The organism is Achromobacter spanius (assembly GCF_039673305.1).
Taxonomy (GTDB): Bacteria; Pseudomonadota; Gammaproteobacteria; order Burkholderiales; family Burkholderiaceae_B; genus Achromobacter; species Achromobacter spanius_F.
In genome coordinates, this window is sequence record NZ_JBDJLJ010000027.1 from 1 (window position 1) to 13502 (window position 13502).

Here is a 13502-nt window from a genome sequence, read left to right on the forward strand (position 1 = left end):
CGTCGGTGGCGCTGGCCGCGCGGGCTGCGGCAGTGCGGGGCGTGGTCGGGCGCGGCGTGGCGGAGGCGGGGCGCGCGGCAGGCGAGGGCGGCGAGCTCGCCGGTGCGTGGGCAGTGTCGTCGGCGTCGGCTGGCGCCGATACCCAGACCGCGGGTTGCGCGGGCGTCTGCGCAGGCGCAGGCGCGGCAACGGCCTTCTTCACCGCCCGTGCGGGCTCGCCCGCGCCTTCGTTGCCAAGTTGGAACACGCTTACCAGCTTGACCAGCGTGGCGGCCTGTTCGTTCAGGCTGGCGGCCGCGGCGGCGGACTCTTCGACGAGCGCGGCGTTCTGCTGCGTGGTCAGGTCCAGCTGGTTGATGGCGTCGCTGACCTGCGAGATGCCCTGGCCTTGTTCATGCGCCGCCGCGCCGATTTCGGCGATCAGGTCGGCCACGCGGCGCACCTGGGTCACGATGTCGTTCATGGTGGAGCCGGCCTCGGTCACGAGTTGCGAGCCGGTTTCGACCTTGCCCACGCTTTCGCCGATCAGCAGCTTGATTTCCTTGGCTGCGCCCGCGCTGCGCTGCGCCAGCGCGCGCACTTCGCTTGCCACGACGGCAAAGCCGCGGCCCTGTTCGCCCGCGCGGGCGGCTTCGACGGCGGCGTTCAGCGCAAGGATGTTGGTCTGGAAGGCGATCGAGTCGATCACCGCGATGATGTCCACGATCTTGCGCGAGCTGGCCGAGATCTGGTCCATGGTGCTGACCACGTTGCCCACGACTTCACCGCCGCGCGCCGCGGCCTGGCTTGCGGAGCCGGCCAGTTGCGAGGCCGTCTGCACGGAGTCCAGGTTCTGCTTGATGGTGGCGTTCATCTGCTCCATCGACGCGGCCGTTTCCTCGACGTTGGCCGCCTGCTCTTCGGTGCGCTGGCTCAGGTCGGCGTTGCCGGTGGCGATCTGCGTGGAGCCCGTGGCGATGGAGTCGCTGGTCTGGCGCACCTGGCTCACCAGCCGGGCCAGGTTGGCGCGCATGGTGTCCATGTTGGCCAGCACGCTGCCGTCGTCGCCGTCGCGCAACTGCACGCGCACGGCGAGGTTGCCCTTCGCGACTTCCTGCGCGATGGCCGCGGCGTAGGCCGGTTCGCCGCCGAGCTTGCGCATGACGGCGCGCACCAGCAACAGGCCCAGGACGATGCCCGCGACCGCGCACAGCGCGATGAGGACCGAGATGATCCAGAAGGTGCGCTCGACGGCGGCGGCAGCGTCTTCGGTATCCAGGCGGGCCAGCTCTTCCTGGCGCTTGGCCGCATCCATGAGAATGTTGCGCGCCGCCACGTGCAGCTCGGCCGAATCCTTGTGCAGCACGGCCATCGCGTTCGGGTCGGCGCGGTCGGCCAGCGTCTTCACGTCATTGACGGCCGCCTTGTAGCGGGTCCAGGTGTCCGACAGCTTGTTGCCGAGACCGCGCAACGCAGCGTCCTGTTCCTGGAGCAGACGGTCGCGCGCCTGCAGCACCGATTTCTCGGATTCCTCGTTCAGCCGCAGCTCGTTCTGGCGCGCCTGCGGATCGGTATTCCAGATGTAGACGTACATGCGGCGAAAGTGCGTCGCGCCCTGGCGCGCGGCGTCGACCACCACGCGCAGCGGCATCACCGTCTCGGTGTACATCGCGCGCTGCTTCTGGCTGACGCTCCACAACTGCTGCACGGCGATGACGCCGACGGCAAGCAGCGTCACGATGAAGAACAGCACCAGGGCGATCAGGCTGCTGCGAAGGGAAAGGCTTTTGAGTTTGGACATGATGGGGACACGCGGGTGAAGGCGGGATGCCGCCAGACTGCGGTCACTAGAGCATGGAATGGTGCGACGCAATAAGGGGAATACGGGGTGAAAAGGGTGGGTCCGCATGCGCGCCGCCAGGGCTATCCCGGATTTCGGGAAATCGAGCGAAATGTCTCGTGAAATCGCACCAAAAGCGGTACGAAAACACCGTGCGCGCCGACGAGTCGATGCGCAGTCTCCTTGCCGCGGGTCGCGGACGGATTTGTCCGGAATGTTGTGATGCACCATTTTCGTGAAGGGACATTGACGCGCATCAATGGATGCGCGGAGAACGCGGGCAGGTCCGGTCATCCTTCTGACCATCACCTTTACGAGATACAATTGAGTATTATTCCTATTTGAATTTTCCCGCTGCAGACCGTGGATCCCGCTACCGTTCCCATGCCTGTCCATCCCTCAGGCGACACGGCTGCCGTGGCTGCCGCCTACCAGGAACACCACACGTGGTTGCTGGGTCTGCTGCGCCGCCAGTTGGGCGGAGGCCAGCAGGCCGATGCCTGGGACCTGGCGCAGGACACCTTCGAGCGGCTGATGCGCCAGTCGTACATGGAGAAGGCCTCCTGGAACCGGAGCTATCTGGCCACCATCGCAAAACGCTTGCTGATCGACAGGCATCGCCGGCGCGCGCTCGAAACCGCGTACCTCGAGGCGCTGGCCCAGCAGCCTGAACCCGTGGCCCCCTCGGCGGAAATGCTGGCCCAGTTCACGCAGCAATTGCTCGCCGTCTGCAGGGTCCTGGACCGGATGCCCGCGCGCATGCGGCGGGTGTTTCTTCTTGCCCGCATCGACGGGCACGCGCTGGCGGCGATCGGGGAAATCCTGGATGTCAGTGTCAATGTCGTGCAGAAGGATCTGATCCAGGCGTGGCAGCGCCTGTATCACGCGTTCGATGACTGCTGACGCCGCCACCGACCGGATCGTCGCCGAAGCCGCGGGCTGGCTCGTGCGGCTGGATCACGCGCGGGACAACGCCGCGCTGCAGGCCTGGCGGCAGTGGCACGATGCCGATCCCAGGCATGCGGAAGTCTGGCGACGCTTCAGCCATATTCGGCAGGCGGTTCCGGACGGCATGCGCGGTACCGATCTGGCGGCGGCGCGGGCGCTGCGGGTCGCTGCCGATTTTCATCCGCGCCGGCGGGCGCTCAAGCTCCTGCTCGGCGGCGCCGGCGCAGGCCTGCTGGCGGCGGCCGGGTATCAGCAGGCCGACCGTGCCGGATGGCTGGCGGCCTATCGGACAGGCGTCGGCGAACAGCGTCGGATCGCGCTGGCCGACGACGTCGAACTGATGATGAATACCGGGACGGCGCTCGACCTGAACGTGGCGCCAACCGGCATCGACGTACGGCTGCTGAGCGGTGAAATCATGCTCGAGGGCCTCGCGTCCGGTTCCGCGATGCGCGTCATGACGCGCCATGGCGAGGTGTCGTCCGTGCGGGCCCGGCTGGCGGTCCGTCTGCAGGACGGGGCGACGCGCGTGGCGCTGGACCAGGGCGATGCGCTGGTTCGCACCCGGGAAAACTTCCGCTCACGGATGCAGGCCGGTGAAACGGGAAGGTTCACCAGCGACCGTATCGACGCGGACGACCGGCGCGCAGCTCGCGAATTTGCGTGGGCGCAGGGCGTCCTGATTGCCGACGACATGCCGCTGGACGAATTCCTTGCCGAACTTGCCCGTTACCGTGAAGGGCTGGTGCGATGCGACGACGAAGTGGCCAACGTCCGTGTGAACGGCACATTCCGCGTGCAGCAGACCGACCGGGTGCTGGAGGCGCTTGCCGCCGCGCACAACCTCAAGCTGGCCTACCGAACCCGCTATTGGGTCAACGTGGGCCGCGCATGAAGGCAGGCGCGGGCGTAAAGGTAATCAGTTGTAAATTTCCGGCAGATTGAGCGGACTGCTTCGTTTGTACAGGGAAAGGCGCCCGTCGTGGGGGCCAATCCAGAGCCGTTTCATGCCAAATACGCGATATTCATTCCTGCCGCCCGGACTGGGCGACTTGCGCAAGACATCCATCTCCCTGCTGCTGAGTTCATGCGCCGCCCTGGCGTTCCTGCATCCGAACGATGCCAAGGCCGCGTCTCCGGTCGATATCACACTGCCGGCCACCACGCTGCAGGACGCGCTGCTGCGGTTCGGCCAGGCCAGCGGCATCACGATCATCAGCGACCCGAAGCTGACGGCCGGCAAGCGCAGTCCGGAGCTGAGGCTGCAAGGTGACGTCGGCGACTCGCTGCGCCAACTGCTGCGCGGCTCCGGCCTGCAGGCGGCGCCGAACCCGAACGGCGAGGGCTATCGCCTGGAACGCCAGCCGCAATCCGATGCAGGCGGCGTCACGACGCTGTCCGCGGTGACGGTCGCGGGCAGCGCGGACGGCAACGTCGGCGTGCTGGGCCTGTCCAGCAGCGCCGGCGCGAAGACCGACACGCCGCTGCTGGAGACCGCGCAGTCCATCTCGGTGATCAACCGCGAGCTCATGGACATGATCGGCGCCAAGAGCACGGCCGAAGCGCTGCGATACAGCGCCGGCGTGAACGTCGGCGGTTATGGCGTGGACAGCCGCGTCGACGAGATATCGATCAGAGGCTTTCGCACCGGCAGCTTTGCCAACAACCTCTACCTGGACGGATTGCGTCCGCCCGGTTCGAGCAGCGGCGCCACGGCATCCGCAACCCAGTTCGACGGCTATGGGCTGGAGCGGGTCGAGGTCCTGCGCGGCCCGTCGTCGGTGCTGTATGGCCAGATTGCGCCGGGCGGGCTGGTGAACGTGACGAGCAAGCGTCCGACCGACTATGCCCGTGGCGAGATCGGCGTCAGCACGGACAACTACGGCCTGGCGCGATTGAATGCGGACGTGAGCGGTCCGCTGGACGAAGAAGGCAAGTGGCTCTACCGCGTGGTGGGCACGGGCTACCACACCGAAACGCAGGTGGACTACATCGACTTGAACCGGGTGATGTTTGCGCCCAGCCTGACATGGCGGCCGTCCGCGAGCACCTCGCTGACGCTGCTGACCAACTACCAGCAGGACCGCGGCGGCAGCACGTATCAGTTCCTGCCCTCGCATGGCACGTACTTTGCGACGCAATACGGCCGATTCGGTTCGGACCGGTTCCTGGGCGAACCGGCGTTCAGCGCCTATGACCGCACCCAGTATTCGATCGGGTATCTGTTTTCGCACCAATTGTCGGACCGGGTAAAGATCAACCAGGGACTGCGCTACATGCGTGTCGATACCGACAACTCGTCCGTGGCGCGCCAGGGTGACCTGCAGCCCGATGGGCGCACGCTGCGGCGCACCGCGTCGATCAGCGAGATCCGCTCGGAAGGCTTCACGGTCGACACCAATGCGGAAGTGGGTTTCCGGCTTGGCGAGACGGATCACACCGTCCTGACCGGCGTGGACTATCGGACGCAGACCATCCGTGTGCAGCAGGCGACGGGCACCGTGGGTTCGCTGGACGTATTCAACCCGGTCTACGGCAGCCCGGTGAAGATCGGATCGCCCGTTCCCACCCGCCGCAGCGACAGCGATCAGATCGGCCTCTACACGCAGGACCAGATCCGTTGGGGCCAATGGACGGCGACGGTGGGGCTGCGCCATGACTGGTCGCACGACAATGCGCTGGTGCGCGCAACCGGCGCCAGCACGCGCTATGCGGACGAGGCCACGACGTGGCGCGCGGGCGTGGTCTATCTGTTCGAGAACGGGCTTGCTCCCTACGCCAGCTATGCGACATCGTTCGAACCGGTCAATGGCGTCGGCTACGGCGGCCAGCCGTTCAAGCCGACGGAAGGCAAGCAGGCCGAAGTGGGCATCAAGTATCAGCCCCCTGGCTCGCGCAGCCTGGTTACGCTGTCCGCTTACGAGATTCGCCAGCAGAACATCACGACGCCTGACCCGGACCCCACGCACCTGTGCGACGGCAGCCTGTGCCAGGTGCAGACGGGAGAAGGGCGCGTGCGGGGGCTGGAACTGGAAGGCAATCTGGCGTTGACGGACAACCTGACGATGGTTGCCTCGGCGACGCTGATGAACAGCAAGGTCACGCAAAGCAACAGCACCGACCTGGGCAAGCAGTTGCCGCGCGTCCCGCGCCGCAGCGCCAACGTGTGGCTGGACTATCGTTTCGATCAGTCGGTTCTGCCGGGCGTGAGCGTGGGCCTGGGATTGCGTCATATCGGCGCCAGCTATGGCGACAGCGCGAACGAGTACCGGACGGGCGCCCTCAATCTGGTCGATGCCGCCGTGCGCTATGACATGGGCAACCTGAATCCGGCGTTCAAGGGGATGAAGTTCTCGCTGAACGCCACGAACCTGGCCGACAAGGAATACCTGGCCAGCTGCTCCGGCGCGGCCAGCTGCTACTACGGCGCGCGCCGGTCGATTACCGCAAACTTGAACTACGCCTGGTGAACCCGGCTCACTCCCTGCTCGGAAAGAACATGTCCAAATCCAAGTCCATGCTGCGATTCTCCCGCCCGGCCGCGCTGATCGGCGCGCTGTGGATCACCGCCGCCGGCGCGCAGCCCGTTGCCGCGGACGCACCCGTGCGTCCCGGCATGCAGTTGGTGGGAGAAACCGTCGCGGACCGTCCATCCGCGTTCTATCGCTTCGAAACCCACAGGCTCGACTCGGCCGACCGCAAGCGCCACTACCGCATCCAGATCGCGGTGCCGAAGGGGGCGGTCCCGAAGGGGGGAAGTCCGGTGCTCTACATGCTTGACGGAAACGCCGCGCTGGCGACGCTGACCGATGCCGACCTGCAGCGGATTTCGGCCGGCGTGGCGCCCGTGCTCGTCGCCGTGGGCTATGACGTGCCGACCCGGAATGATGTCGTCGCGCGGGCCTACGATTACACGCCGCCGGTCTACGAAAACGGAAAGCCGCTACCCAATCCGGTGGTGCGCGGGCATGAGGGCGGCGGGGCGGACATCTTCCTGGCGTTCATCCGCGAGCAGGTCAAGCCGCTGGTGCGCCGGGCCGCCGCCGTCGACGCCGAAAAGGAATATCTGTGGGGCCACTCGTACGGAGGGCTGTTCGCGCTGCACGTCCTGTTCACGCAGCCCGACGCCTTCGCGCGGTACATCGCAGGCGACCCGTCCGCGTGGTGGAACGATGGCGTGCTGGTGCGGGAGTGGCGGCAGTTTCGCCACGACCGGGCCGCGGGCAAGCGGGTCGCCATCCTGGTGGGAACCAAGCCGCGGGAGCCGGGCCGCCCCACGCCGATCCCGGCAACGCCGGCAGCAAATGGCCAGGCGGTCGACCTGCGCGCCGTCGTGCGCGAGATGGCCGACGGGCTGCAGGGCGCGGGCGCCGACGCGACCTATGAGGCCTTTCCCCAGTTCGGCCACGGCGACATGCTGCGCGCGTCGCTGGAGCGGGCATTGGATGTGGCGACGACGCCTTGAATGACTTGGGCCCGGCGAGCGGCGGGCAGCAGGCCTCGCCGGACTCCGGCGAGGCGTCGCCTCACAGCGGCGTCAGCAGCGGTTCTCCCGCATACAGCCGCCGCGCATTCTCCAGGAACTTGTCCACCATCAGTTGCATGGCCTCGGGCGACCAGCCGGCGACGTGAGGGGTCAGCACCAGGTTGGTCAGGTCGGCCAGCCCGGGGGGCAACTGGGGCTCCCCTTCGTACACGTCGAGCGCGGCGCCGGCGATGGCCTGCTGGCGCAGGGCGCGTTCCAGGGCGGCGGTATCCACGACGCTGCCGCGCGCGATGTTGATCAGGTAGCCGTCGGCGCCGAGCTGCTCCAGGATGGCGCCATCGATCAGATGGTGGGTTGAATCCCCGCCGGGGATGGCGACGAGCAGCACGTCGGACCATCCGGCCAGTTCGCTCACGGACGGAAAGTAGCGGTGCGGCGATCCCGGGCGCGGACGGCGGTTGTGGTAGCCGATCTGCATCTCGAAGGCCTGCGCGCGCAGCGCGACTTTTTCGCCGATGCCGCCCAGGCCGATGATGCCCAGCTTCTTTCGGGAGACGTTGGGCGGCAGGGGCAGCTGGGTGCGCCAGACGCCTTGCCGCGTGAGCTGGTCCAGGCGGGGAATGCCGCGGATGACGGCGATCATCAGGCCCATGGCGTGGTCGGCGACGCAGCTGTCGTTGGTGCCCGCGCCGTTGGCGACCTTGACGCCGCGCCGCCTGGCGTGGTCCAGGTCGATCTTTTCGTAGCCGGCGCCCATCGAGTAGATCAGCCTCAGGTTGGGCAGCGCGTCGATCTGGCCCGCGGTCAGGCCGATGGCGCCGATGGTCATGACCACGTCGACACGCGGCGCATGCGCGGCGACGGCTTGCGCGTACTGTTCCGGCGTCGGAGCGAAAACGACTTCGAAGTGGCGGGCAATCTGGTCCCGGTCGGCCTGCGTGACCGGGTTCATGATGATGAGCAGGGGCTTGGGGGTGGGGAATGGCATGCGGATAAAGGAAGCGGTTAAATCTGGGTGTGCCGGGCGACCAGGCCAACGCGCACGTTGCTCAGGTGCGCCTGCATCGCCGCGCGCGCGGCGTCGGGGTTGCGGTCCAGGATAGCCTGCAGGACGGCCATGTGCTCGTCGCAGCCGGGAATCAGCCGTTCGGGCGCGCCATTCTGGTCGAAGCAGCGGGCCTTGATGCGCAGGTCGTGGATGGTCTGCGCCATCAGCCGGTTGCCGCTGGCCTGGGCGATGCTGTCGTGCAGCAGGTTGTCGACCCGATGGTTCTCTTCATGGGTGGCCTCATTGCGGCGGCGGATCTCGCTGACCTGCTCCAGGAGGGCCGCGGCCTGCTCCGGCGCCATGCGGGTGGCGGCGGCCGCGGCGGCGTCGCCTTCCAGCAGCACGCGCATCTGGAAGATCTCGAGATACTGGCGCAGCGACGGTTCAGGAACGATGAGCTGCCCGCGCGCGGTGCGCACGGCGAAGCCGGCGCCGATCAGCCGGCTCATTGCCTCGCGCAGCGGGGTGCGCGACACGCCCAGCGCGCTGGCCAGGTTGCGTTCCTGCAGCGGCTGGTTGATGGGCAACTGGCCCAGCTGGATCATGTCCAGCATGGTCGAGTAGGCCTCGTCGACCAGGTCGCGCGAGTCGTCGGCGGCCGGGGCGGCGGCCGTGGCGTTGAGCAGGGGGCTTTCCATGGCATGAATGATAGACATAGGAATCATGGAAACAATAGGGGGAAGATGGGAAAGTTCGGGTCGGCGCGCAGTTCGTCTTCGCGGGCGCTGACCCATTCCGTGTAGTCGCGCCAGCGCTGCACGGCCTGCGCTGGGTCCAGGGCTTCGAAGCGCAGCGGCTGGCCCGGGCGCATCTGGGCAAGACGAGGCAGGTCGGCCGAGATGACGGTGGCGATCTTGGGATAGCCGCCGGTGGTCTGGCGGTCGTTCATGGCAATGAGGGGCTGTCCCGCGCCCGGGATCTGGATGCTGCCCGCGGCGATGGGGTCGGTGATGATGTCGGCGCCCCGGGCGTGCGCGATGGCCGGCCCGTTCAGGCGCAGGCCCATGCGATCCGACTGCGGCGCCAGGCGATAGGTGGCGCCGAGAAAGCGGTCGATCTCGGCGGGCGCGAAGTGATCCTGCTGCGGACCGAGGATGACGCCGATGGGCGCGTCCCGATAGAACCAGCCGATGGCGCGGGCGGCCCGCCGGCGACGCGGCGCACGGCGCCGGCCGTCGCCGGGGGCAAGCACGTCGCCGCGCGCCAGCGCGCGTCCGTCCAGGCCGCCGAGCCGGGCGCGCGTGAGGGTGGACGCGCTGCCCAGCACGGGCGCGACGGCGATGCCGCCGCCGATGGCCAGATAGCCGCGCACCCCGCGTTCCAGCGGTCCGACCGTCAAGGTGGCGCCCGCCGGCACGCGGTGGGATTGCCACGGATCCAATGACCGGGCTGGCGAGGCGGCCGTGGCGCTGGCGTGCAGCAAGGCGCTGCCGGCGAAGGCGATGGTGCAGTCCGCATCCAGCACCTGCAACGCGCCGCCCAGCAGGGTGAATTCAAGCGCGGCCAGCCCGGGCGCGTTGCCGACCAGCCCGTTGGCCATGCGCAGCGCGCCCGGATCCATGGCGCCCGACGGCGGCACGCCCATGTGTTCATAGCCCGGGCGGCCCAGGTCTTGCACCGTGGTCAGCATGCCGGCCTTCTCGACGCGAAGGCGCGCGCTCATGGGCGGACTCCCGGCAGCGGTTGCGGTCGATGGGCGGGATCGTCCTGCAAGGCGGCAAGGCGTTCGAACTCGTCCTCATCGATGGGCGCGAACACGATTTCGTCGCCGGCCTCGAACAGAAACGGATCGGCGTGGCGCAGGTCGAAGCTGCGCCACGGCGTGCGGCCGATCAGATGCCAGCCGCTGGGTCCGGGCACCGAGGCGATGGCCGTCTGCTGGCCGCCGATGTTGATGCTGCCGGCGGGCGTGTGCGCGCGCGGCATGGCGCGGCGGGGCGTGTGCAGCACGGGATCCAGGCCGCCCAGGTACGCGAAGCCCGGCAGGAATCCCACCATGTAGACCCGGTAGACCGGCGCGGCGTGCCGGGCGATGACCTGCGCGGCATCAAGCCGATGCTGATCCGCCAGCGCCTGCAGGTCCATGCCGTGGGCGCCGCCGTAGCAGACCGGGACTTCCCAGCGGCGCGGCGCGGGCGCAGGCGCGAAGGCGCTGGCTTGCAGGCTGCGGCCGATCAGCGCGCAAACGGCGTCGTGCCCGATCAGCAGCGGATCGAAGCCCACCGCGAGCGAACGGTACGCCGGCACCACGCTCAGGAGTCCGCGGACCTTGCGCAGGCTGCCTCGCAACGCTTGCGATAGCGCGAGCACGCGCGCGTTGGTCTCGGCGTCGATGCGGTCGGCGAATTCGACCAGCAGCGTGCGATCGCCCGCCGCCACGATGCGCGGCGCGGCCTTGCCGCAAGAGGTTGGCGCGTCGGTCGTCATGCTGCGTTGGCGAATTCCATGGCGTCGGCCGGATGAAAGCCCCACGTGACCGCCTGACCGGGCGTGCGCTGGGCAGCGTCCACATCCAGCGGCGCGTAGGCCAGGATCACCTTGTCGAAGGCTTCGATGAAGACTTTCCAGTGCACGCCGCAGAACGTCGACGCCACGACCTTGCCCGCGTGGCGCTGATCGGCGCCGGCCAGGCGGCTGCCCAGGCGCAGGTGTTCGGGGCGCACGCCCAGCACGCCGTCGTTGGCGGGCAGGAAATTGCATTCGCCCAGGAAGCCGGCGACGAAGGCGCTGGCCGGCTTGCGGTACAGGCTTTCCGGCGAGCCGGCCTCGACGATGCGGCCCTGTTCCAGGATGACGATGCGGTCCGACAGGTTCATGGCTTCTTCCTGGTCATGCGTGACGAAGACCACGGTGAGCCCCAGTTCCTGGTGCAGCCGGCGCAACTGCAGCTGGATGGACTGCCGCAGATTCTTGTCCAGCGCGCCCAGGGGCTCGTCCATCAGCAGGATGTCGGGCGTGAACACCAGGGCACGCGCCAGCGCGACGCGCTGCTGCTGGCCGCCGGACAGCGCGCCGGGCTTGCGGTCCTGCAGCGGCGCCAGGCTCACCAGGTCCAGCGCATCCAGCACGCGGCGGCGGATGTCCTCTTCGTTCTGGCGCCGCATGCGCAGCGCGAACGCGACGTTCTCGAACACGCTCATGTGCGGGAACAGGGCGTAGTTCTGGAACACCATGCCGATGTTGCGGTCCGCGATCGGCGTATGCGTGACGTCGCGCCCGCCGATCGTCACCACGCCGGCGTCCGGCGATTCGAAGCCGGCAATGATCTTGAGCAGCGTGGTCTTGCCGGAGCCGGACGCGCCCAGCAGCGTGCAGAACTCGCCGCGCGCCACGGTCAGGTCGACGTCGGGCAGCGCGATCGAGTCGCCGTAGCGCTTGTGGATGCCGGCAAGCGTCAGTTCCTTGCCCTGGCGTTCCGGCGGGCGTTGCGGGAGGATGTCGTTGGCGATATGCATGTCAGTGTTCCTTCTTCCTGCTGATCAGCAGGTTTGCAAGCAGGATCAGCGCCGTCGCCCCGACCAGCAGGCAGGAGGCGGAGATCACGGTGGGATCGAAGTCGTTGGCCAGGCCCTCGAACATCAGCTTGGGCAGGGTGCGGTTGCGGATGGTGGTCAGGAACAGCGCCATGACCACGTCGTCGAACGAACTGACGAAGGCAAAGACGGCGCCGCCGATCAGGCTGGGGATCAGCGCCGGCAGCATGACCAGCCGGAACATCGTGGGCCAGGAGGCGCCCATGCCCAGCGCCGCAAGCTCCAGGCTGGGATCCAGGCTGCGCAGCGCCGCCCGCATGGTGATGTAGACATAGGGCGCGGCCAGCACCGTGTGACCCAGGATGACCGCCATGGAATTGGCGACCCAGCCGATGGGCGCGAACAGGTAGTACAGCGCGACCGCCGTGACGATCGCCGGCACAGACATGGGGACGATGAAGAAGGCGTCCAGCCAGCCCTGGTGGCGCTTTGCCAATCGGCTGACGCCCAGCGCGGCGGCGGTGCCCAGGACCGTGGCCAGCAGCGTCACCACGACGGCGATCCGCGTGCTGGAGGCCAGCGCGGCCAGCCATTTGCCGTCGGTGAAGAAGTTTTCGTACCAGCGCAGGCCGTAGCTGGGCGGCGGGAAAATGGGGAACTCCGTGGTGCCGAAGCTCATCGGAATGACCACGACGATGGGCAGCAGCAGGAACACCGCGCACGCCACGCCCAGCATGGCCGACACCCGGCCGCCCGGCGTGCGGCGATACCCGGTGGTGTTGCTGCCTTTGCCGGAACTGGCGCTGATCAGGCTGTTCAGGCCGAACAGCCGGTTGAACAGCCACAGCGACAGCAACACGGTGGCCAGTAGCACGCCGGCCAGCGCCGAGGCCAATCCCCAGTTCAGCTCTTCGGTGATGTTGTGCGAAATGAGTTCGGCGGCCATGCGCTGGGCGGGACCGCCCATCAGCGACGGGGTGATGTAGTAGCCCACCGCGTTCATGAAGACGATGATGCCGCCGGCGACCGCGCCCGGGCTGGTCAGCGGCAGGATGACCCTGCTGAAAATGCCCGCGGACCCGGCGCCCAGGCCTTGGGCGGCCTGCACCAGGCTGCCGTCCAGGGACCGGAACGAGGCATACAGCGGCAGCACGACGAAGGGCATCAGCACATGCGTCATGCCCACCATCACCCCGGTGAAGTTGTAGAGGAACGCCATGGGCTGGTCGAGGATGCCCACGGTCGTCAGCAGGGTGTTCAACGGCCCGTTCTTGCCCAGCAGCGCGATCCAGGCCGACGTGCGCACCAGCGCGCTGGACCAGAAGGGAAGGAGCACCGCGAAGAAGACCACGCGCGCCACGGTCGGCGAGACGGTCGCCATCAGGTAGGCGAGCGGATAGCTCAGCACCACGCAGGCCACCGTGACGGCGGCGGCAATGGTGAAGGTGTTGACCAGCACGATGCGGTAGATCGGCGTGTCCAGCAGGTGGCGGTAATGGTCCAGCGTCAGGCCGCCGTCCTCGCCCTTGAAGCCGTTGCCCAGCAGGCCAGCGATCGGGCCGGCGAAAAACAGCAGGAGAAACAGCAGCAGCGGCAATGCGGCAAGGGCCGCGACGCGGCCGCGCCGGGAAGCGGCGGCCGGGCGCGGTCTGGCGACGGGCAGGGGAAGGGCGTCGGTGCTCGTGGTCATGGCATTGGGGCGCCGGCGCGCGCGCCGGCGTCTGGGTA

11 protein-coding genes are annotated in these 13502 nt (G+C 68.1%); 4 read left to right on the plus strand and 7 right to left on the minus strand.

The window, feature by feature from the left end:
• On the minus strand, positions 1-1780 hold a 1780-nt coding region (locus ABE485_RS19560), incomplete at its 3' end, for a methyl-accepting chemotaxis protein (protein ID WP_346516925.1).
• A 423-nt stretch (positions 1781-2203) separates the two neighbouring features.
• On the opposite strand from ABE485_RS19560, the gene ABE485_RS19565 reads away from it, so the two are divergent.
• From ABE485_RS19565 to ABE485_RS19580, 4 genes are all read left to right on the plus strand, one after another.
• Positions 2204-2722: a sigma-70 family RNA polymerase sigma factor gene (locus ABE485_RS19565; protein WP_346516926.1), complete on the plus strand. Its 519-nt coding sequence runs from the start codon at positions 2204-2206 to the stop codon at positions 2720-2722.
• The gene (locus ABE485_RS19570) at positions 2712-3662 is read left to right on the plus strand and encodes a FecR domain-containing protein (protein ID WP_346516927.1); all 951 of its coding nucleotides are present in this window, start codon (positions 2712-2714) and stop codon (positions 3660-3662) included. Before ABE485_RS19565 ends, ABE485_RS19570 begins: the two co-directional genes overlap by 11 nt.
• Before the next feature lie 112 nt (positions 3663-3774).
• Complete coding sequence (locus tag ABE485_RS19575) at positions 3775-6237, plus strand: TonB-dependent siderophore receptor (RefSeq protein WP_346516928.1); 2463 nt, start codon at positions 3775-3777, stop codon at positions 6235-6237.
• Positions 6238-6266: 29 nt separating this feature from the next.
• Positions 6267-7232: an alpha/beta hydrolase gene (locus tag ABE485_RS19580; RefSeq protein WP_346516929.1), complete on the plus strand. Its 966-nt coding sequence runs from the start codon at positions 6267-6269 to the stop codon at positions 7230-7232.
• Positions 7233-7293: 61 nt separating this feature from the next.
• On the opposite strand, the gene ABE485_RS19585 is transcribed toward ABE485_RS19580, so the two are convergent.
• Genes ABE485_RS19585 through ABE485_RS19610 form a run of 6 tightly spaced genes read right to left on the minus strand, consistent with a single transcriptional unit; the run spans position 7294 to position 13464 of the window.
• A complete protein-coding gene (locus ABE485_RS19585; protein ID WP_346516930.1) occupies positions 7294-8241 on the minus strand; it encodes a 2-hydroxyacid dehydrogenase in 948 nt (315 codons plus the stop codon).
• Between the two features lie 17 nt (positions 8242-8258).
• Complete coding sequence (locus ABE485_RS19590) at positions 8259-8957, minus strand: GntR family transcriptional regulator (RefSeq protein WP_346516931.1); 699 nt, start codon at positions 8955-8957, stop codon at positions 8259-8261.
• A gap of 5 nt (positions 8958-8962) precedes the next feature.
• A complete protein-coding gene (locus tag ABE485_RS19595; protein ID WP_346516932.1) occupies positions 8963-9964 on the minus strand; it encodes a biotin-dependent carboxyltransferase family protein in 1002 nt (333 codons plus the stop codon).
• Positions 9961-10728 carry a 5-oxoprolinase subunit PxpB gene (gene pxpB, locus ABE485_RS19600; RefSeq protein ID WP_346516933.1) on the minus strand — a complete coding sequence of 256 codons (768 nt, stop codon included), beginning with the start codon at positions 10726-10728 and terminating at the stop codon, positions 9961-9963. The genes ABE485_RS19595 and pxpB overlap by 4 nt, the downstream gene beginning before the upstream one ends.
• On the minus strand, positions 10725-11756 hold the full coding sequence (locus ABE485_RS19605; RefSeq protein ID WP_346516934.1) for an ABC transporter ATP-binding protein: 1032 nt from the start codon (positions 11754-11756) through the stop codon (positions 10725-10727). Before ABE485_RS19605 ends, pxpB begins: the two co-directional genes overlap by 4 nt.
• Position 11757: 1 nt before the next feature.
• On the minus strand, positions 11758-13464 hold the full coding sequence (locus ABE485_RS19610; protein WP_346516935.1) for an ABC transporter permease subunit: 1707 nt from the start codon (positions 13462-13464) through the stop codon (positions 11758-11760).
• Positions 13465-13502 lie beyond the last annotated feature (38 nt).

Excerpts from the sequence above, each read along its gene's own strand:
- ABE485_RS19575 (WP_346516928.1), top strand. The coding sequence starts at position 3,775 with ATGCCAAATACGCGATATTCATTCCTGCCGCCCGGACTGGGCGACTTG.
- ABE485_RS19570 (WP_346516927.1), top strand. The coding sequence starts at position 2,712 with ATGACTGCTGACGCCGCCACCGACCGGATCGTCGCCGAAGCCGCGGGC.
- ABE485_RS19565 (WP_346516926.1), top strand. The coding sequence starts at position 2,204 with ATGCCTGTCCATCCCTCAGGCGACACGGCTGCCGTGGCTGCCGCCTAC.
- ABE485_RS19580 (WP_346516929.1), top strand. The coding sequence starts at position 6,267 with ATGTCCAAATCCAAGTCCATGCTGCGATTCTCCCGCCCGGCCGCGCTG.
- ABE485_RS19605 (WP_346516934.1), bottom strand. The coding sequence starts at position 11,756 with ATGCATATCGCCAACGACATCCTCCCGCAACGCCCGCCGGAACGCCAG.
- ABE485_RS19585 (WP_346516930.1), bottom strand. The coding sequence starts at position 8,241 with ATGCCATTCCCCACCCCCAAGCCCCTGCTCATCATCATGAACCCGGTC.
- pxpB (WP_346516933.1), bottom strand. The coding sequence starts at position 10,728 with ATGACGACCGACGCGCCAACCTCTTGCGGCAAGGCCGCGCCGCGCATC.
- ABE485_RS19590 (WP_346516931.1), bottom strand. The coding sequence starts at position 8,957 with ATGTCTATCATTCATGCCATGGAAAGCCCCCTGCTCAACGCCACGGCC.
- ABE485_RS19610 (WP_346516935.1), bottom strand. The coding sequence starts at position 13,464 with ATGACCACGAGCACCGACGCCCTTCCCCTGCCCGTCGCCAGACCGCGC.
- ABE485_RS19595 (WP_346516932.1), bottom strand. The coding sequence starts at position 9,964 with ATGAGCGCGCGCCTTCGCGTCGAGAAGGCCGGCATGCTGACCACGGTG.